Here is a 19,449-nt window from a genome sequence, read left to right on the forward strand (position 1 = left end):
CCACGAACCTTTTTGATTTCTCCGGAACTTTACCACGTTAGTCCGCGAAACTTTTGGATTTCTCCAATTCTGTTGTCCTTTTCTCCCAAAGTTTTCCGTATTCTTTGGAAGTTTGAGAGTTTATCCCCGTGCCGCCGAATTTGTGATATACTACTTAAGTTATTACATTAGTGGAGGACTTCATGGGGAAAGATTCAAAAGCATTTAAAGGCAAGGGGAAGCTTCTCTCCTTTTTCCCGACAGGTGAGTATTATTTTACAAAAGGGCTGAAGGCCTACCACCGCAGGGATTTCGAAAAAGCAAAACGCTATTTGCAGCGTGCATTTCAGCTGGAGCCGGGCGAACCGATGATTGCCTGCCAGCTTGCTTTGGTGTGGACAGAAATCGGCGGGTATGAAAACTCCAACCGGCTGCTTCACCTTATTCTGGATGAACTAGATCCAGAAATGACTGAATGCCATTATTTTTTAGCGAATAATTATGCCCATTTGGGTTTCTTTAAAGATGCGACCCATCATTCAAAGGTTTACCTCGAGCTTGAAGAGGATGGGGAGTTTGCGGATGACGCCGAAGAACTGCTTGAATTGCTGGTTTTTGAGGGTGTCGAGGATGAAGATGATCTTTTTGAAGAAGATGATTTGATGGTGCGCCAGGAGGAAGCGCGCAATTTGCTGGAGTCGGGTTATTTTCCAAAAGCGATTGAGATGCTTCATTCAATTGTGGAGGAATATCCCGAGTATTGGTCGGCCTATAACAATCTCGCTTTGGCCCATTTTTACCTGGGAGAAACGGAACAGGCTCATACGGTACTATACGACGTGCTTGAGCGGAATCCGGGGAACCTCCACGCGCTTTGCAACTTGCTTGTTTTTGCCCATTACCGGAGGGACAAAAAAGAGACTGCGAGACTTATAGAAATACTGAAGAAAATTAAGCCGATGTTGACCGAGCACCAGTTCAAGCTTGGTGCAACCTTTGCTCTATCAGGTGAGTACACACTCGCCTACGAATGGCTAAGGAAGCTTCATAGGCGCGGGTATGATGGTGACGGCCCATTTTATTACTGGTATTCCTATGCTGCCTACTATACGGGAAGGGAAGAGCTTGCACACTCCCTCTGGAAAAAGGTACTTTCGATTTCTCCGGAAAAGGAAGGCGCCGAGCCGTGGAATGCCAATGGGGCACCCGGCGGGATGGAAAACCAAACCCGGTCGATTTTACAAAAGCTTGGCAGTGATTATCCGGAAGAGCGGCTGTTTGCGATCTTCCTCGCGTCGGTGGCGAAAGATAAGAAGGAACTCCTTCAATCAAAAGAGCTTTATGAGAATGATAAACTTGCTGCCAATGAACGGGAGTATATTGCGTATTTGAAGGAAGGAAAGCGATCGCCCTCAGCGAATGCGCATGATGTGGCGGAAATGCTCTATCAAACGTATCAGCCGATTGGCGCGGTGGAAGCGGGCCTGTTCCTAATGTGGTTCTCTGTAATCGAGGAAGCTTACAGACAGGGACATAGCCTCAAGAACTCCGCAGGTTGGGCGGCAGCCTCCGTGTATGTATGGCACAAATTGCGTAATGATAAGATTCCCATGCATCAGCTGGTGGACCAGTACGGCGTTTCGGAAGGAACAATCAGAAAATATGCCAAACTGGTTATGGCTTGCATGCAATAGGAGACGGGGAATAGCTTTCCGACGTCCAATAAAACAGAGCATGGGATAATTGCTCTAGCAACCTGCCAGGAGGCAATAAAATACCTTCGTCTGGCTATGTATAAAAAAACCGCAAATTGAGCAGATGGTTGGACTGACCGACTGTTATTTAATAGGATAGATGTAAGAAGGAAAGACTATTCTAAGATTGTAACTACCGTTCGGTATAAGGAGTGACAGGCATGTCGGAAGAGAAAATATATGATGTCATCATTGCTGGGGCCGGGCCTGCCGGTATGACAGCAGCGGTTTACACATCCAGGGCCAACTTGTCTACATTGATGATTGAACGCGGAATTCCTGGCGGACAAATGGCAAACACGGAAGAAGTGGAAAACTATCCTGGATTTGAACATATCCTTGGCCCTGATCTGTCAACGAAAATGTTCGAACATGCGAAAAAATTCGGCGCCGAGTATGCCTATGGCGATATAAAGGAAGTTATTGACCACGGGGACTACAAAACTGTCGTGGCGGGATCCAAGGAATATAAAGCGCATTCCGTTATTATTTCCGCGGGGGCGGAATACAAAAAAATCGGTGTACCAGGCGAGAAAGAGCTTGGCGGACGCGGCGTTTCCTATTGCGCTGTCTGCGATGGCGCCTTTTTCAAGAACAGGGAACTTGTCGTTGTCGGCGGCGGAGATTCGGCTGTCGAGGAAGGTGTGTATTTGACCAGATTTGCGACAAAGGTGACAATTGTTCACCGCCGCGATGAGTTGCGCGCACAGAAGATCCTTCAGGACCGGGCGTTTGCCAATGAAAAAATTGATTTCATCTGGAATCACACAATTAAGGAAATCAACGCCAAGGATGGCAAGGTTGGCGGTGTTACGCTCGTATCGACGGTTGACGGAAAGGAAACCGAATTCCCGGCGGACGGCGTCTTCATCTACATCGGAATGGTTCCGCTATCCAAGCCATTCGAAAGCCTCGGCATTACGAATGTAAATGGCTACATTGAAACGAATGAGCGCATGGAAACGCGGGTCCCGGGCATTTTTGCGGCTGGCGACATCCGTGAAAAAACGCTTCGCCAGATTGTCACCGCAACTGGGGACGGAAGCATAGCCGCACAGTCAGCCCAGCATTTTGTGGAAGAACTGAAGGAATCCATGAAACAGAAGCAAGCTTAAAGGTATCCAGAGGCCTTCAGACTGTCGAAGTATGCGGAAGCCTGTCTTCAAAAATTAACGTTATTTTAATTTAACTGTAACAATAGTGAAATAATGGTAGGGTATCATAAAATTAGAAATTGACCCCCTTTTTATATACCCTTCTGCACGGGCTTTGGTCCGTGCCCTTTTTTTGTGATTTTTTCCTTTCTTGCTTAAATGAAAACTTATTTCCCCTTCATTGTGGGGGCATTTTAAAAATAGTATAATGTATAGAATCAGGGCTGGAATGAATATTCACATTCCCGCTTCACCATAATTGAGGTGGAAGCCATGCAAAGGGTCGCCAATTGCGTATTGATGAAGGATAGTGAAATACTCCTCCTGCAAAAGCCGCGGCGGGGATGGTGGTCCGCACCCGGAGGGAAAATGGAGCCGGGTGAATCTGTCCGTGACGCGTGCATTCGCGAATACAGGGAAGAAACGGGCATATACCTGAAACATCCGAAGCTGAAGGGTGTTTTTACAATAATCATCCAGGAAAATGGGCAGACCGTAAATGAGTGGATGATGTTCACCTTTTTTGCGAATGAATATGAGGGAATACTGAACGAATTTTGCGAAGAAGGTATTCTTCAATGGCATTCCACTAACGAGATTCCTGGTCTTCCGATGGCCCCTGGAGATTACCATATCCTCGAATACATGATCCACGGAACCGATATAATCTATGGAACATTCACATATACGCCAGAGTTTGATTTGATTGGATACCGGTTAGATCCTGGTTGAGAAAAGGGGGAATACGAATGAGCAAGGGTACGGTAAATGAGACACAAATGGTTATCATCACAGGCATGTCGGGTGCCGGCAAAACGGTCGCCATCCAAAGCTTCGAGGATCTCGGTTTTTTCTGCGTTGATAACCTGCCGCCCACTCTTTTGCCCAAATTCCTCGAATTAATGAAGGAATCTGGAAATAAAATGAACAAGGTTGCCCTTGTAATGGATTTACGGGGCAGGGAGTTTTTTGACCATTTATTTAAAGCGCTTGATGAGCTGGCGGAAACGGATTGGGTAACGCCAAAAATCCTTTTCTTGAATGCGGACGACTCAGCGCTTGTAAGGAGATACAAAGAAACACGCAGGTCCCACCCGCTTGCCGGGTCAGGACTCCCTTTAGAGGGCATCAGGCTTGAGCGCGAGCTTCTTGAGGAGTTGAAGGGAAGGGCCCAAGTCATCTACAATACAAGCGATATGAAACCAAGGGAGCTCCGCGAAAAGATTCTTAGTGAATTTTCGAAGGATAATAAAACGATTTTTACCGTTAATGTCGTTTCCTTTGGCTTTAAGCACGGCCTCCCGATTGATGCGGATCTGGTCTTTGATGTAAGGTTCCTTCCAAATCCTCATTATATCGAACATATGCGGCCGAAAACGGGGCTTGAATCAGAGGTATCCGACTATGTGCTAAAGTGGAGCGAAACACAAAAGTTCATTGCTAAGGTAACGGATTTGCTTAGCTTCATGCTTCCCCATTATAAAAGGGAAGGTAAATCGCAGCTTGTCATTGCGATCGGCTGCACAGGCGGCCAGCACCGTTCAGTGACGCTTGCCGAATACATTGGCCATTATTTTGAAAATGATTATAAAACTGTCATTTCTCACCGGGATATCGAGAAACGGAAGGGAAACACAATATGAACAGCGCTGTGCAACCAAGAGTCGTAATCATTGGCGGCGGAACCGGGTTACCAGTCCTTTTGAGAGGGCTGAAGCGCTACCCTGTTGATATTACTGCCATCGTCACCGTTGCGGATGACGGGGGCAGTTCAGGCAGGCTACGGGAAGATCTTAATATCCCTCCACCTGGCGACGTCCGGAACGTGCTTGCTGCGCTGTCAGACGTCGAACCGCTAGTGGAGGAAATGTTCCAGCATCGGTTCACCACCTCCAACGAGCTGTCCGGCCATTCGCTAGGGAATTTGATCCTTGCCGCAATGGCTTCCATTACAGGGAATTTCACGCATGCGATACAGGAAATGAGCAAGGTCCTGAATGTAAGAGGAAAGGTTTTGCCTGCTGCAACCCGAAGTGTCGTTCTGCACGCCGAGATGGAGGATGGCACCGTCGTTTCCGGGGAATCAAAAATCCCTTACTCGGGCAAAAAAATAAAAAGGGTGTATCTTACTCCGCCGGATGTAAAGCCATTGCCGGAAACCATCCAAGCCATCCGGCAGGCGGATATGATTATCATTGGACCGGGGAGCCTTTATACAAGCATCCTTCCGAACCTCCTTGTCAAAAGGCTAGGTAAGGAATTGTGCCGCTCCAAAGCCCGCAAAGTATATATATGCAACCTGATGACGCAGGCTGGTGAAACGTTTGGATATACGGCGAGCGACCATGTGAAATCAATCTACAACCATATGGAATGTTCGTTCATAGATACAATCCTTGTAAACAATGAGGAAATTGACGAGCACATTCAGCTCCGCTATAAAGAAGAACTGGCCCACCCTGTCAAATACGATACGGAACGGCTGGAGGAGCTCGGAATCGAGGTTGTGCATGAGGAAATCGCAATCCAAGATGGGACCGCCCTCCGCCACGATACAAAGAAGGTATCCGCCATTCTTTACTCGATGCTTGTGGAGGAAACGAAAAAACGCAACGATAGCCGATCCTGAATGTCTGAAATAGCAGCCAATCGTTTGCAGCCTTAATATTCTGACTCCGTTTGCTAGTATTAAAAAATGCAGTTAATTGAAACCAAGTCCGGGGCTGGCCCGTACAATATCATGTAGTACCGTTCTGGAGGTGATCAAATGTCTTTTGCATCAGAAACGAAAAAGGAATTGACGGCAATTGAAGGGAAGCCCTGTTGCGGCAAGGCAGAGCTCTCCGCTCTGATCCGGATGAACGGTTCGCTTTCGTATTCAAACAGAAAGCTGATGGTGGATATCCAGACAGAGAATGCCGCAATTGCCAGGCGGATTTATACACTGATTAAAAAGAATTATCCCATCCAGGTTGAACTGCTCGTCAGGAAAAAAATGAGATTGAAGAAAAACAATGTATACATTGTCCGCCTTGCCCAGGACACGAAAGAAATCCTTGAGGATTTGAAGATACTGGGCGAGGGGTTTACAATCATCCATAACATCTCGCCGGATTTGGTAAAAAAGAAGTGCTGCAAGCGTTCGTATTTACGTGGGGCATTTCAGGCAGGCGGCTCCGTCAATAATCCGGAAACTTCGTCGTATCACCTTGAAATTTTTTCACTTTACAAGGACCATAACGATTCTCTTTGCGAATTGATGAATACATTCGGGTTGAACAGCAAAACGCTGGAACGTAAAAAAGGTTTTATCACCTATTTGAAGGAAGCTGAAAAAATTACCGAATTCCTGAGCGTTATCGGCGCGCACAATGCGCTCCTCCGCTTTGAGGATGTCAGGATTGTAAGGGACATGCGCAACTCTGTAAACCGGCTTGTAAATTGCGAGACCGCCAATTTGAATAAAACAATCGGCGCATCCCTCAGGCAGGTAGAGAATATCCGCTATATTGACCGGACGGTGGGCCTTCAGATTTTACCAGGAAGGCTGCGTGAAATCGCTGAGTTGAGGGTAGAGTATCAGGATGTCACCTTAAAGGAACTCGGCGAGATGGTTTCCGGAGGCACCATTAGCAAATCGGGCATCAACCATCGCCTCCGCAAAATAGATGAAATTGCTGAAAAGCTTCGGGCAGGAGATATGGCCACTAAATAGGGCCACTGGGTAAAACGGGTGTTTCGTAATAGTGATTTAAAGGGAAAATAGCAACAGGCAGCTGCCGTAAAAGAGAAATAGAGGAGGAAGAATGTGATGGTGGAAAGAGTAGTAGAAGTAAAATTAAAAACCGGCCTCCAGGCGCGGCCGGCTGCCCAGTTCGTACAGGAGGCAAACCGTTTTTCAGCGGATGTCTTTTTGCTGAAGGATGGCAAGAAAGTAAATGCAAAAAGCATTATGGGGCTCATGAGCCTGGCTGTTGGCTCGGGCTCGGTCATTACGATTACCGCGGACGGTCCTGACGAAAACGCAGCGGTCGATGCGCTGGCGCAGTACGTCGTAAAAGAAGATTGATTTGTTTTAGTTTGTAAGCGGATTCGTTCCTAGGGAGCGGATCCGCTTTTCCTATTTGGGTAACTTTGGAAAGTTATAGCGAGTGCAATAGAATCAATTTTTTAAACGTCTAATTAGTAAAGCCCTAGAAAGGGGGAGAATCTGCTTGAGAAAATGGTTGCTTGCCGTTTTTATTTCATGTTTTTTGCTGGTGGGCTGCAATGGAGATGGAGAAGCTGTGAAAGGCGAATTTGATGTAAAAGGCGTTATTAGTGAAATAAGTGTACGTGAGAACAGGATGTTGATTGAAGACAACAGGATTGGGCCTATTTGGGTTACATTGCCGGAAAACGGGAACATCAAGCGCTACGGGGAAGGGCAGGAGGTCGTCGTCTGGATAGATGGGGGAATCGATACATCACTACCTGCACAAGCTAAAGCACTGAATATCGAGATAACAAAGCGGTAAAGAGTCTGATTGCAGGAGGTCTGGTGAGGAAGACTTGAAAATTTTCAGACAGTGTTTGTTTTTTAGAGACCGATAGGATTGGGAACATACCGAGAAACGTCTGGACCGAGGTTCTCAAGACCGTTTTGACTTGTTATCGTTGGTGAAATGGTCTTGACAGGGGTTCTCAAGACCGTTTTGGGTTGTTTTCATAGGTGAAACGGTCTTAACAGAGGTTCTCAAGACCGTTTTGGGTTGTTTTCATGGGTGAAACGGTCTTGACAGAGGTCCTCAAGACCGTTTTAGGTTGTTCTCATGGGTGAAACGGTCTTGACAGAGGTCCTCAAGACCGTTTTAAGTAGTTTTCACAGGTGAAACGGTCTTAATCAAATTCTCCCCAGCTCCAAAACCCTCGCCACACCAAAACAGCCCGCCTCCATACGGAAACGGGCTGGCTCGCTAAATATTATTTCTTATCCTTGTTCTCATCAACGTTATGACGGGAGATGATATGGTCGACGAGGCCGTATTCTTTCGCGCGTTCAGCAGTCATGAAGTTGTCGCGGTCTGTATCCCTTGAAATTACTTCAAGCGGCTGTCCTGTGCGCTCGGAAAGAATGCCATTCAGCTTCTCGCGAAGGAACAGGATCCGTTTTGCGGCGATCTCAATTTCTGTTGCTTGGCCTTGCGCGCCTCCAAGCGGCTGGTGAATCATCACTTCAGCATTCGGAAGGGCGTAACGCTTGCCTTTTGTTCCTGCGGCAAGAAGGAATGCTCCCATGGATGCCGCCATACCGATACAGATTGTCTGGACATCAGGCTTAATGAATTGCATCGTATCGTAGATGGCCATCCCCGCAGTAATGCTTCCGCCTGGGGAGTTGATGTAGATGGAGATGTCCTTTTCAGGGTTTTCAGCTTCTAAGAACAGGAGCTGGGCAACGATCGAGTTGGCGACATGGTCGTCAATCCCGCTTCCTAGCATAATAATCCGGTCTTTTAACAGGCGGGAATATATATCGTATGCTCGCTCGCCCCGATTTGTTTGTTCAATAACTGTAGGGATCAAATTCATTAATGTGCCTCCTTATGAAACATTTTAAAAGATTCCTTATGTAAGTATCATACAATGATGGTCAATAAAGGTCAAACGAATCGCTCAATAGATAAGGTTTTGTTCGAAATTTTTTTCCATGTCATCCATCTTACCCAACGTTGCCCATTTTAAACATAATCTGTACTTGCAAAGATGAGGGGTTTCCACTATAATATGAAATTGTGATGCAAAATACATGCCCTCGTAGTGCAACGGATAGCACGCAAGATTCCGGTTCTTGAAATTCGGGTTCGAGTCCTGACGAGGGCGCTACTTTTATTAAAATCAACGGTTTCCTTTAAGGGGCCGTTGATTTTTTTTGTTTTCAAAAGAATCGTCCAGAAAAGCCCCTTTTCTCCTCGGAAAATCTGCCAATTTTTTCTCCAGCTAACCCAAAACCCGTTTTTTCATGTAAAATAGGATGCGGGGGGAAATGCAGATGAACATGAGGATTGGACTATTGCAACAGCAGCAGATTAAATTGTCAATGACCCAGGAATTGTCCCAGGCGATTGCCTTGCTCCAATACAGTTCCTTGGAGCTCGCAAGCTTTTTGGAAGCAAGGGCGCTTGAAAACCCCCTGCTTGAAATTGTACCTTCCGAGCAGTCGAAAGGCCGTTCGAGGAAACCAGCCTTTAAAGAAAACGATAATGATATTAATGGTATTGCGTCCGAGGCCGCCACAACGCTTGAGGAGCACCTCCTTTCCCAACTGAAGCCTGGACGTTTTCAAAAAGAAGAACTAAAACTCATTCGCCATATCATATTAAATATTGATGAAAATGGATATTTCCGCGGAGATATAAATGAAATCGCTGTCAATTCAAATGCGTCCCGTTACCAAGTAGAGGAGTGCCTCCGGGAAATCCAGCAGTTGGATCCTCCTGGCATAGGAGCCCGAAACTTACAGGAGTGCCTACTCCTTCAGCTAGGCGCAATTGGGGATAAAGCGCCATTGGCACATACAATTGTTATAGGCCATTTTCCGCAATTTGCTGAAAAGAAGTGGAAGCAGCTGGCAAAGGAATTGAAAACAAGCCCTCAAGAAATTCAGGAAATTCATGATCTTTTGCAAACATTAAACCCAAGGCCGGGGGCCGCATTCCATCATGACAGGGCAGCCTATCTTGTACCCGATGTGGTAGCCAGTTGCATCAATGGAAGCTGGCGCGTTCAGTTGCTTGAGGGGAATCTGCCTGCAATCGGCTTTAACGACCAATTGTTTCATACGCTTACGGCAAGCGGCGATGATTTAGCGAAGAAGTTCCTGCAGGATAAATATCAGGACTACCAGTGGCTTGCGAAAAGTATCAGGCAAAGGAATGATACACTTCTTAAGGTTGCCGGAAAAATTATCGAGAAGCAGCCGCAGTTTTTTTCTGAAGCAAAAGGGGAGCTAATGCCGCTTACGATGAAGGAAATTGCCGATAGCCTTGACATACACGAGTCGACCGTCAGCCGTGCAGTAAGGGAAAAATACCTCGGGACCCCATTTGGCACATTTGAACTGAAATCCTTTTTTTCATCCGGTATTCAATCGGTTGCGGATAGCAGTACATCTTCAGCCCAGGTAAAAAAATTGATCACCGCGATTATCGGCCATGAAGATAAAAGGCGGCCGGTCTCGGACCAGGAAATCGCGGATATGCTGAAGTACAACGAAGGGCTTGTCATTTCAAGAAGGACTGTGGCCAAGTACCGGGAACAGCTCGGGATTGCTTCATCGTCAAAAAGGAAAAGATTTTAAAAGGATGGTTAAATTGAAGACGAAAGTTACTTTATATACACGCAGCCGCTGTCCGCTTTGTGATAAGGCCAAGGCGGATTTGCTGGAAATACGCGGGGAGGAAGACTTCGAGCTTGAGGAAATTGATATTGCATCAAGTGACGAGCTAACCGAGGAATACGGGCTGATGATACCAGTCATCCATGTAGACGGAGAGGAAGCCGGCTACGGAATTATTGACAAAGACTATTTGTATTCCTTTATAAAAGGAAGATAATCAAAGCATATTTGTTGAATGTAAAAATCACTCCTGTTACAATGTATTCGAACAGGGTGATTTTTTTTTGCAGGAAGTGGGACATAATTTGTCTTAGCGGGACAAAAAAAGTCCCGGTCTATTCTCCGGGAAGATTTGCTTGTCCCTTTATTTATGCAAGAAGGAGTTGCCAACATGCACTCGTTACTAGATATCCAAAAGAGATTATTGCCAGACCTCCTCGCTGTTATGCAGGAAAGATATTACATCCTCCGTTCAATTAGCTATTTGCAGCCAGTCGGAAGACGGAGCTTGGCCGTAAATCTTGGCTATACGGAGAGGGTTCTTCGTGGGGAAATTGAATTCCTTAAGGACCAAAACCTCATCATTTCACATTCATTAGGGGTAATTCTTTCCGATGAAGGCAAGAACCTACTGGAAGACCTTGGTGGCATAATGCGCGAGCTAAAGGGTATAGATGTAATGGAAATGGAGCTGAAGCACCGGCTCGGCATCCGTAATGTCATTATCGTGCCCGGGGACAGCGATCATTCGCCCCTTGCAAAAAAAGAACTCGGCAGGGCAACGGCGGGCAGGATGAAAAAGCTCATCGATGGAAAAAATATCATTGCGGTCACAGGCGGTTCAACAATGGCAGCCGTAGCGGAAGAACTGGGGCCAAGCCTTGCCAGGGAAGATTTAATGTTCGTACCCGCACGCGGCGGGATTGGCGAGGATGTGCAAAACCAGGCGAATACGATTTGCGCTATTATGGCGGCCAATACAAAATCGCGCCATCGCGTTTTTTATGTGCCTGAACAGGTGAGCATGGATATTTACGAATCGTTCATCAGGGAACCATCTGTCCATGAAGTGCTAGCCATGATTAAGTCGGCTGGAATGGTGCTTCACGGAATTGGGGATGCTATCACAATGGCCTCCCGGCGGAAAACCACAGAATCCGATATGGAAAAAATTATTGGCAGCCACGCAGTTTCCGAGGCATTTGGCTACTATTTTAACGAACAGGGTGAAATCGTCCATAAGGTAATGACGATTGGATTGCAAATGGGCGACCTGGCCGGCATACCGAATGTCCTTGCTGTAGCTGGGGGCAGTTCGAAGGCAAAAGCCATTCAATCCTATTTGAAAGTGGCCCCGCCCCAAACAATTCTCGTAACCGATGAAGGGGCTGCTAAACTATTACTAAAGGGAAATCATCACACAGAACATAAGAATTAAAACCAATGTTATTAAAAGGGTTTATACCCTTTGATATAAAAAATAAAAGCTTTACCGAATCAAAGGAGGAACTAATCATGGCATTAAAAGTTGGTATTAATGGTTTTGGACGTATTGGACGCAACGTTTTTCGTGCTGCCCTTGATAACCCAAACATTGAAATTGTTGCTGTAAACGACCTTACGGATGCAAACATGCTGGCGCACCTTTTGAAATATGACACTATCCATGGAACACTATCCGAGGATGTAACAGTAGATGGCTCCAACCTTGTTGTTGGCGGCAAAACAGTTAAGGTCCTTGCAGAGCGCGATCCGGCACTTCTTGGATGGGGAGACCTTGGCGTTGAAGTAGTTGTTGAATCGACAGGCCGTTTCACAAAGCGTGCTGACGCTGCGAAACACCTTGAAGCAGGCGCCAAGAAAGTAATTATTTCTGCTCCAGCCTCCGATGAAGATATCACAATCGTAATGGGCGTTAACCATGAAAAGTACGATGCAGCGAACCACCATGTTATCTCTAATGCATCTTGTACAACAAACTGCCTTGCTCCTTTCGCAAAAGTACTTAACGACAGCTTCGGCATCAAGCGCGGTATGATGACAACTGTCCACTCATATACAAATGACCAGCAAATCCTTGATTTGCCACATAAAGATTACCGCCGCGCGCGTGCAGCAGCTGAAAACATCATCCCTACAACAACAGGTGCTGCAAAAGCGGTTGCCCTTGTTCTTCCTGAGCTGAAAGGCAAGCTGAACGGAATGGCTATGCGTGTTCCAACTCCTAACGTATCCGTTGTTGACCTAGTAGCTGAGCTTGAGAAAAACGTAACAGCTGACGAAGTGAACCAGGCATTGAAAGAAGCGGCTGAAGGCCCGCTGAAGGGTGTTCTTAAGTACACAGAACTTCCGCTTGTCTCTTCAGACTACAATGGCAGCACTGAATCATCCATTGTTGATGGCTTGTCCACAATGGTCCTTGAAGGCAATATGGTGAAAGTCCTTTCCTGGTACGACAATGAGTACGCTTATTCAAACCGAGTTGTTGACTTGTGCGAATACATCGCTGAAAAAGGAATATAATTCGCCGGGACACAGGATATAATTGGATATCCTTTTAAAAAACAACTATAATGATAATGGCTTTTGACGGGGAGCGGGGAGGATTCCCCCTCCTTTTTTAATTGCGAAATAACTAAAGTATTACCACTAAAAATTCGATGTTCCAGGAGGGATTCCATGAACAAGAAGTCGTTGAAAGATGTGGATGTGAAAGGAAAACGCGTTTTCTGCCGAGTCGATTTCAACGTCCCGATGCAGGACGGAAAGATTACCGATGAAACAAGAATCCGCGCAGCTCTCCCGACTATCCAGTATTTAATGGACCAGGGAGCAAAGGTTATTCTCGCGAGCCATTTTGGGCGCCCGAAAGGCAAGGTAGTGGAGGAAATGCGCCTTGCACCGGTTGGGGACCGCCTCGGCGAGCTGCTTGGCAAAGATGTGCTGAAAGCGGAGGAAGCGTTTGGTGATGCAGTCAAGTCACAAATTGGCGGTATGAACGAAGGCGATGTACTCCTTCTTGAAAACGTTCGTTTTTACCCTGGCGAGGAGAAGAACGATCCGGAGCTTGCGAAGGAATTCGCCGCCCTTTCCGACATTTATGTCAATGACGCGTTTGGAGCAGCCCATAGAGCCCATGCTTCAACTGAAGGGATTGCCCACTATCTTCCGGCTGTCGCAGGCTTTTTAATGGAAAAGGAGCTGGAGGTGCTTGGCAAGGCGCTATCAAATCCTGAACGTCCATTCACGGCGATCATCGGCGGCGCAAAGGTCAAGGACAAAATCGGTGTTATTGAAAACCTTCTTGAAAAGGTCGATCATCTAATCATTGGCGGCGGGCTTGCCTATACATTCGTGAAAGCTCAAGGCCATGAGGTTGGCAAGTCACTCCTTGAAGAAGATAAAATTGACCTGGCAAAAACGTTCATGGAAAAGGCGAAGGAAAAAGGCGTTTCGTTCCATATGCCAATCGATGTCGTCATCGCGGATGATTTTTCACCGGATGCGAATTCTAAGGTAGTGGGTATTGATGAAATTCCTGCTGATTGGGAGGCGCTCGATATCGGCCCGAAAACGGCTGAGCTTTATCGTGACGTCATCCAGAGCTCCAAGCTTGTCATCTGGAACGGCCCAATGGGTGTGTTCGAATTCGATAAATTCGCAAATGGAACAAAAGCAGTTGCCAAGGCACTTGCAGACTCCGAGGGTACATATTCGGTCATCGGCGGCGGCGACTCTGCCGCAGCGGTTGAAAAATTCGCCTTGGCGGATAAAATGAGCCACATCTCAACTGGCGGCGGCGCTTCCCTCGAGTTTATGGAAGGCAAAGACCTGCCAGGTGTTTCAGCTCTAAATGATAAGGAATAAACCTCTTTTAAAAAAGGCAACGGCAGACCTCATTGGTAAATGATCAATAGGCTGCTTGGAGCGGAAGTCAACCATAGCTCCATTAAGCCAATAGATTTCAAGGCGGGCGAATGCCCGTGAGCAAAGAAAGGACGTGCCAGAATGCGGAAACCGATTATTGCGGGAAACTGGAAAATGCACAAGACGTTATCTGAAGCGAAGGGCTTTGTCGAAGAAGTAAAAGGACTCGTACCCGACAGCGGTGAAATTGAATCCGCCATTTGCGCCCCGGCGCTGTTTTTGCAGGCGTTGGTTGCTGAAACGGATGGCTACCCTGTTAAAATTGGTGCGCAGAACATGCACTTTGAGGACAAAGGAGCTTTTACAGGAGAAATCAGCCCCGCGGCTCTAGCTGACCTGGGTGTTACCTATGTAATCCTGGGGCATTCTGAGCGTAGGGAAATGTTCAGCGAAACGGATGAGGCGGTAAACAAGAAAACCTTGGCTGCATTCCAGCATGGCCTTGTTCCAATCGTTTGCTGCGGGGAAACACTTGAGCAGCGCGAGAACGGGGAGACGAATGAGTTTGTCGGCGGACAAATCCGAAAGGCGCTTGAAGGCCTGACAGAAGAACAAGTAAAGCAAACAGTCATTGCATATGAACCAATCTGGGCAATTGGCACAGGAAAATCATCAACAGCAGAAGATGCGAACGAAGTGTGCGCCCATATCCGCAAGGTTGTCGCAGACCAGTTTTCGCAGGATGCGGCTGAAGCGGTCCGAATTCAGTACGGCGGCAGCGTAAAGCCGGAAAACATTGGTGAATACATGGCCCAGCCGGATATCGATGGCGCGCTTGTCGGTGGTGCGAGCCTTGAGCCCCAATCGTTCGTTCAGCTTTTGGAGGCTGGTAAAAAATGAAGAAAGCCCCTGTAGCTCTAATCATCCTAGATGGCTTCGGCCTTCGGGGTGAACGATATGGAAATGCGGTGGCTCAGGCCAAAAAACCGAATTTTGAACGCTACTGGAACGAATTTCCCCATGCACAGCTGCGGGCATGCGGGGAAGCGGTAGGTCTCCCAGATGGGCAGATGGGCAATTCCGAAGTCGGCCACCTGAATATCGGAGCAGGCCGGATTGTGTACCAGAGCCTGACCAGGGTGAATATCGCCATCCGTGAAGGTGAATTCCAAGAGAATGAAACATTCATAGGAGCGATGGAGCATGTGAAAAAACATGGTACTGCGCTTCATTTGTTCGGGCTCCTTTCCGACGGCGGCGTCCATAGCCATATCAATCACATGTTTTCACTATTAAAACTCGCGGCTGATAAAGGCGTGGAGAAGGTGTATATCCATGCCTTCCTTGACGGCCGAGACGTCAGCCCTCAGTCGGCCGGGACATACATCCAGGAAGCCCTTGATAAAATTAAGGAGATTGGTGTCGGCCAATTCGCAACCATATCTGGACGGTATTATTCAATGGACCGCGATAAGCGGTGGGATCGCGTTGAAAAGTCGTACCGGGCAATGGTATATGGTGACGGCCCTTCCTATCACGAACCGATGCAGGTTATTGAAGACTCGTACCAGCACGGGATTTTTGACGAGTTTGTCCTGCCTTCTGTTTTGACTGATGAAGATGGTCAGCCAGTAGGAACGATCAAGGACAATGACGCGGTCATTTTCTATAATTTCCGCCCTGACCGCGCCATCCAAATTTCGAACACATTTACAAATGAGGATTTCCGGGATTTCGATCGCGGACCCGGACATCCAAACCATTTGCATTTTGTCTGCCTGACCCACTTCAGCGAAACGGTTGACGGGTATGTGGCTTTTAAGCCGAGCAACCTTGACAATACGCTTGGCGAAGTGCTCGCGCAAAACGGCTTGAAGCAGCTTAGGATTGCCGAGACAGAGAAGTATCCGCACGTAACTTTCTTTATGAGCGGTGGGCGTGAGGCGAAATTCCCCGGGGAGGAGCGGATCTTGATCAACTCTCCAAAGGTCGCGACCTATGACCTTAAACCGGAAATGAGCGCTTATGAAGTAACAGACGCACTTTTAAAAGAAATTGAAGCGGACAAATTCGACTGCATTCTGCTCAACTTTGCAAATCCGGATATGGTCGGCCATTCCGGAATGCTTGAACCAACCATTAAGGCTGTTGAAACGGTCGATGAATGCTTGGGCAAAATCGTTGACCTGCTGGTACAAAAAGGCGCGACGGCCATCATTACAGCTGACCACGGCAACGCTGATGAGGTTGTCACGATTAAGGGCAACCCGATGACCGCCCACACAACCAACCCTGTTCCTGTCATTGTGACAAAGACTGGGGTAGAATTAAGGGAAGACGGCATCCTCGGCGACCTTGCCCCAACCATCCTTGACCTGCTCGGTGTCGAACAGCCGAAGGAAATGACAGGCAAGACGCTGTTGAAAAGATAAAGCCAAGTTTTATCAAGAAATGCATTTGGCCTTCGTGCCACTTAAACACCAACAATACCAATTAGAAGGAGAGAAACTGCATGCCATTTATTACTGATGTATACGCGCGCGAAGTACTCGATTCCCGCGGCAACCCAACAATCGAGGTAGAAGTTTTCACTGAATCCGGGGCATTTGGCCGCGCGCTCGTTCCAAGCGGCGCTTCCACTGGTGAACACGAAGCAGTTGAGCTCCGTGACGGCGATAAAAGCCGTTATCTCGGCAAAGGTGTCCTGAAAGCTGTTGAAAACGTAAATGACATCATCGCCCCTGAACTGATTGGCGAGTACAGCGTCCTTGACCAGGTTGGCGTTGACCAGGCGCTTATCGACCTTGACGGTACGGAAAACAAAGGAAAGCTTGGCGCCAATGCGATTCTTGGCGTTTCAATGGCAGTTGCCCATGCAGCGGCCGACGCCCTTGATATCCCACTGTATCAGTATCTTGGCGGCTTTAACTCCAAGCAGCTTCCTGTTCCAATGATGAATATTGTTAATGGCGGCGAGCATGCGGATAACAACGTTGATATTCAGGAATTTATGGTTATGCCTGTCGGCGCCCCTAATTTCAGGGAGGCCCTTCGCATGGGTGCGGAAATCTTCCACAATCTGAAATCAGTTTTGAAAGAGAAAGGCTTAAATACAGCAGTTGGTGACGAAGGCGGATTTGCGCCAAACCTTGGCTCCAACGAAGAAGCACTTCAAACAATCGTTGCCGCGATTGAAAAGGCTGGCTATAAGCCAGGCGAAGAAATCATGCTGGCAATGGATGCTGCAGCTTCTGAGTTCTATAACAAAGAAGACGGCAAATACCATCTAACAGGAGAAGGCGTCGTGAAAACATCCGCCGAAATGGTTGACTGGTATGAAGAAATGTCTTCCAAATACCCAATCATCTCTATCGAGGATGGACTTGATGAAAATGACTGGGAAGGCCACAAGCTTTTGACCGAGCGCCTTGGCGGAAAAGTCCAGCTTGTCGGTGACGACCTGTTTGTTACCAATACGAAAAAATTGGCGCAGGGAATCGAGCAGGGTGTCGGAAACTCCATCCTGATCAAAGTAAACCAAATCGGTACGTTGACTGAAACCTTTGACGCAATCGAAATGGCGAAGCGAGCAGGCTATACGGCAGTCATCTCCCACCGCTCCGGTGAAACAGAAGACTCCACTATTGCTGACATTGCTGTCGCAACCAACGCCGGCCAAATCAAAACAGGCGCGCCATCCCGTACCGACCGCGTCGCAAAATACAACCAGCTCCTTCGCATCGAGGATCAGCTCGGCGAAACAGCCCAATACCTAGGCCTCAAGAGCTTCTACAACCTAAAGAAGTAAGAGTGAAACAGTGAAGCAGGGGACGTATGAAGCAGGGGACGTATCCTCTGCCTCATTTGGAATAAACATAAAAATCCTCCAAATGTGCAGCATCACATTTGGAGGATTTTTTAACTAATTCATACTCTTTTCAAATCTCCACTTTAGTGAACCAGCGAGTGGTTTAACGCCAGGAGAGTCCTTTGCATATTCAAAGAGAAGTGGTGAAACCGATGTAATCATCCTTTTAAATACAACCCCCCTTGATACTGATTCACCAGGATTGAGTGTCTTATTTATGCCTAGAGTAACAATTTCATAGGTATCATTAGAATAGTAAATCTTCGGAAATCCTTCTGGAATAGCAGAATTTGTATTATTTTTCTGAGTGTAGAGTACGGTATAAGTATTAAATTCGCCTTTACTTGTAACTATCATACCTTCGACAGTAACAGTCATGCCGTTATCAGGGGAAATGTATTCCTTAAAAAAGTCAAGAAAGCCGCCAGTTGGATGAGGGCCATTTTTTACCGTAATAACCCGTTTATGTTCGGCCGAATTACCAGCTTTGTCCTTCACACTATACTGGAGCGTATATGAGCCAACTTTGTGTATATTTACATTGCCTGACACATTAATAAAAAACGTTAAATCTCCATCATTTGCATCATGGGCCGTGACGCCTTTAAGCGGATTGAAGGATTCCTTATAAAGAATCTCAATATTTTCCGTTCCTGAGATAACAGGCTTTACATTATCAATGACCGTGATTATCCGTTTTCTTGAAGTATTGTTGCCGGCTTTATCGCTTACAGAGTAAGTCAATACATACTTGCCGGATTTATTGTTGTTCAACAATCCGGACACTATTATTTTAGAAGTAAGGTCGCCATCGACATTATCCATTGCTGTAACATTGGATAAGGGATCAAATGCCTTTCCAATGTAAAGGGACTTATTTGTAAGCCCTGAAATGGCTGGTTCATCCGTATCTTTTATGACGGTTATGGTCCGTACCGCCATTGCTTTATTTTTTGCCTTATCATATACAGTATAGGTCAGGACATATTTACCGGCTTTTTTCGTATTTACCTTCCCTGAAACCACGATTTTTCTAGTGATGTTTCCATCAACATTATCTTTGGCCGAAATGCCCGCTAACGGGTCGAACGCCTGGCCGATGAAAATATTTTCATGGGTGATTCCTGCCAGAACTGGCTTTTGCTTGTCGTGGCTGCCAGCGCCTGCCGCATGGCTTGATGATGAGAAAAATAAAAAAATGGAGACAAAGAACATCAATCCCAATACAAGCTTGTTCTCTCTCACTTGCACAATACCCCCTATTAAAAGATGCCATCTTTATAATCTTACAATATTAACTCTATATGGTATATATTTGAATTTTAGTATTCTGGTGTAAAATATATAAAACCTAGCGTAAAAAGTCGCAATTTTTCGACACATATTATTTTACCTATACAAATATAGTGCTAATATAAAGGTACGGGCTCACCGCCTTTTGTGTAAGCG

At 46.7% G+C, this 19,449-nt stretch carries 18 protein-coding genes and 1 tRNA gene; 17 read left to right on the top strand and 2 right to left on the bottom strand.

All coding sequences use genetic code 11. The features are described 5' to 3' along the window. Positions 1–182 precede the first annotated feature (182 nt). The 8 genes from AR337_RS11115 to AR337_RS11150 all read left to right on the top strand — a co-directional run bounded on the left by AR337_RS11115 (position 183) and on the right by AR337_RS11150 (position 7,404). Positions 183–1,673, top strand: coding sequence for a lipopolysaccharide assembly protein LapB (locus tag AR337_RS11115; protein WP_059172066.1), 1,491 nt, complete (start codon positions 183–185; stop codon positions 1,671–1,673). Between the two features lie 221 nt (positions 1,674–1,894). Then, entirely contained in the window at positions 1,895–2,848 is a 954-nt protein-coding gene (trxB, locus tag AR337_RS11120) for a thioredoxin-disulfide reductase (RefSeq protein ID WP_059172067.1), read from the top strand. Between the two features lie 312 nt (positions 2,849–3,160). Continuing rightward, positions 3,161–3,619 carry an 8-oxo-dGTP diphosphatase gene (locus AR337_RS11125; protein ID WP_059172068.1) on the top strand — a complete coding sequence of 153 codons (459 nt, stop codon included), beginning with the start codon at positions 3,161–3,163 and terminating at the stop codon, positions 3,617–3,619. Positions 3,620–3,636: 17 nt separating this feature from the next. Continuing rightward, positions 3,637–4,530 carry an RNase adapter RapZ gene (gene rapZ, locus AR337_RS11130; protein WP_059172069.1) on the top strand — a complete coding sequence of 298 codons (894 nt, stop codon included), beginning with the start codon at positions 3,637–3,639 and terminating at the stop codon, positions 4,528–4,530. Beyond that, positions 4,527–5,516: a YvcK family protein gene (gene yvcK, locus AR337_RS11135; protein ID WP_059172070.1), complete on the top strand. Its 990-nt coding sequence runs from the start codon at positions 4,527–4,529 to the stop codon at positions 5,514–5,516. The genes rapZ and yvcK overlap by 4 nt, the downstream gene beginning before the upstream one ends. Positions 5,517–5,654: 138 nt before the next feature. Continuing rightward, positions 5,655–6,602, top strand: coding sequence for a DNA-binding protein WhiA (gene whiA, locus AR337_RS11140; RefSeq protein WP_059172071.1), 948 nt, complete (start codon positions 5,655–5,657; stop codon positions 6,600–6,602). Positions 6,603–6,698: 96 nt separating this feature from the next. Beyond that, positions 6,699–6,956, top strand: coding sequence for an HPr family phosphocarrier protein (locus tag AR337_RS11145; RefSeq protein ID WP_059172072.1), 258 nt, complete (start codon positions 6,699–6,701; stop codon positions 6,954–6,956). A gap of 145 nt (positions 6,957–7,101) precedes the next feature. After that, positions 7,102–7,404 (top strand): DUF3221 domain-containing protein, encoded by a 303-nt coding sequence (locus AR337_RS11150; RefSeq protein WP_059172073.1) that lies wholly within the window; start codon positions 7,102–7,104, stop codon positions 7,402–7,404. A 445-nt stretch (positions 7,405–7,849) separates the two neighbouring features. On the opposite strand, the gene clpP is transcribed toward AR337_RS11150, so the two are convergent. Next, complete coding sequence (gene clpP / locus AR337_RS11155; protein ID WP_059172074.1) at positions 7,850–8,458, bottom strand: ATP-dependent Clp endopeptidase proteolytic subunit ClpP; 609 nt, start codon at positions 8,456–8,458, stop codon at positions 7,850–7,852. 219 nt (positions 8,459–8,677) lie between these two features. Between clpP and AR337_RS11160 the strand changes: the two genes are divergently transcribed. The 9 genes from AR337_RS11160 (at position 8,678) to eno (ending at position 17,940) form a co-directional block, all read left to right on the top strand. Next, a tRNA-Arg gene (locus tag AR337_RS11160) sits at positions 8,678–8,749 on the top strand. 169 nt (positions 8,750–8,918) lie between these two features. Beyond that, on the top strand, positions 8,919–10,226 hold the full coding sequence (gene rpoN, locus AR337_RS11165; RefSeq protein WP_059172075.1) for an RNA polymerase factor sigma-54: 1,308 nt from the start codon (positions 8,919–8,921) through the stop codon (positions 10,224–10,226). A 4-nt stretch (positions 10,227–10,230) separates the two neighbouring features. Further along, complete coding sequence (locus AR337_RS11170; protein WP_059172076.1) at positions 10,231–10,482, top strand: glutaredoxin family protein; 252 nt, start codon at positions 10,231–10,233, stop codon at positions 10,480–10,482. 174 nt (positions 10,483–10,656) lie between these two features. Then, positions 10,657–11,703, top strand: a complete 1,047-nt coding sequence (locus tag AR337_RS11175) for a sugar-binding transcriptional regulator (RefSeq protein ID WP_059172077.1) — start codon at positions 10,657–10,659, stop codon at positions 11,701–11,703. A 77-nt stretch (positions 11,704–11,780) separates the two neighbouring features. Continuing rightward, the gene (gap, locus tag AR337_RS11180) at positions 11,781–12,788 is read left to right on the top strand and encodes a type I glyceraldehyde-3-phosphate dehydrogenase (RefSeq protein ID WP_059172078.1); all 1,008 of its coding nucleotides are present in this window, start codon (positions 11,781–11,783) and stop codon (positions 12,786–12,788) included. Between the two features lie 156 nt (positions 12,789–12,944). Beyond that, entirely contained in the window at positions 12,945–14,132 is a 1,188-nt protein-coding gene (pgk, locus tag AR337_RS11185) for a phosphoglycerate kinase (RefSeq protein ID WP_059172079.1), read from the top strand. A gap of 141 nt (positions 14,133–14,273) precedes the next feature. Next, on the top strand, positions 14,274–15,032 hold the full coding sequence (tpiA, locus tag AR337_RS11190; protein WP_059172080.1) for a triose-phosphate isomerase: 759 nt from the start codon (positions 14,274–14,276) through the stop codon (positions 15,030–15,032). After that, positions 15,029–16,564 (top strand): 2,3-bisphosphoglycerate-independent phosphoglycerate mutase, encoded by a 1,536-nt coding sequence (gpmI, locus tag AR337_RS11195; protein WP_059172081.1) that lies wholly within the window; start codon positions 15,029–15,031, stop codon positions 16,562–16,564. Before tpiA ends, gpmI begins: the two co-directional genes overlap by 4 nt. Positions 16,565–16,644: 80 nt before the next feature. Continuing rightward, a complete protein-coding gene (gene eno, locus AR337_RS11200) occupies positions 16,645–17,940 on the top strand; it encodes a phosphopyruvate hydratase (RefSeq protein ID WP_059172082.1) in 1,296 nt (431 codons plus the stop codon). Positions 17,941–18,054: 114 nt separating this feature from the next. Here the strand turns inward: eno and AR337_RS11205 are convergent, their stop codons facing one another. Continuing rightward, entirely contained in the window at positions 18,055–19,245 is a 1,191-nt protein-coding gene (locus tag AR337_RS11205) for a DUF5011 domain-containing protein (protein ID WP_059172083.1), read from the bottom strand. Between the last annotated feature and the right edge of the window lie 204 nt (positions 19,246–19,449).

The sequence above is a fragment of the Bacillus sp. FJAT-27445 genome (genome assembly GCF_001510665.1).
Lineage (GTDB): Bacteria > Bacillota > Bacilli > Bacillales > Cytobacillaceae > Bacillus_D.

Excerpts from the sequence above, each read along its gene's own strand:
- yvcK (WP_059172070.1), top strand. The coding sequence starts at position 4,527 with ATGAACAGCGCTGTGCAACCAAGAGTCGTAATCATTGGCGGCGGAACC.
- whiA (WP_059172071.1), top strand. The coding sequence starts at position 5,655 with ATGTCTTTTGCATCAGAAACGAAAAAGGAATTGACGGCAATTGAAGGG.
- rapZ (WP_059172069.1), top strand. The coding sequence starts at position 3,637 with ATGAGCAAGGGTACGGTAAATGAGACACAAATGGTTATCATCACAGGC.
- gap (WP_059172078.1), top strand. The coding sequence starts at position 11,781 with ATGGCATTAAAAGTTGGTATTAATGGTTTTGGACGTATTGGACGCAAC.
- rpoN (WP_059172075.1), top strand. The coding sequence starts at position 8,919 with ATGAACATGAGGATTGGACTATTGCAACAGCAGCAGATTAAATTGTCA.
- AR337_RS11170 (WP_059172076.1), top strand. The coding sequence starts at position 10,231 with ATGGTTAAATTGAAGACGAAAGTTACTTTATATACACGCAGCCGCTGT.
- trxB (WP_059172067.1), top strand. The coding sequence starts at position 1,895 with ATGTCGGAAGAGAAAATATATGATGTCATCATTGCTGGGGCCGGGCCT.
- gpmI (WP_059172081.1), top strand. The coding sequence starts at position 15,029 with ATGAAGAAAGCCCCTGTAGCTCTAATCATCCTAGATGGCTTCGGCCTT.
- AR337_RS11145 (WP_059172072.1), top strand. The coding sequence starts at position 6,699 with ATGGTGGAAAGAGTAGTAGAAGTAAAATTAAAAACCGGCCTCCAGGCG.
- AR337_RS11175 (WP_059172077.1), top strand. The coding sequence starts at position 10,657 with ATGCACTCGTTACTAGATATCCAAAAGAGATTATTGCCAGACCTCCTC.
- AR337_RS11125 (WP_059172068.1), top strand. The coding sequence starts at position 3,161 with ATGCAAAGGGTCGCCAATTGCGTATTGATGAAGGATAGTGAAATACTC.
- AR337_RS11115 (WP_059172066.1), top strand. The coding sequence starts at position 183 with ATGGGGAAAGATTCAAAAGCATTTAAAGGCAAGGGGAAGCTTCTCTCC.
- pgk (WP_059172079.1), top strand. The coding sequence starts at position 12,945 with ATGAACAAGAAGTCGTTGAAAGATGTGGATGTGAAAGGAAAACGCGTT.
- eno (WP_059172082.1), top strand. The coding sequence starts at position 16,645 with ATGCCATTTATTACTGATGTATACGCGCGCGAAGTACTCGATTCCCGC.
- clpP (WP_059172074.1), bottom strand. The coding sequence starts at position 8,458 with ATGAATTTGATCCCTACAGTTATTGAACAAACAAATCGGGGCGAGCGA.
- tpiA (WP_059172080.1), top strand. The coding sequence starts at position 14,274 with ATGCGGAAACCGATTATTGCGGGAAACTGGAAAATGCACAAGACGTTA.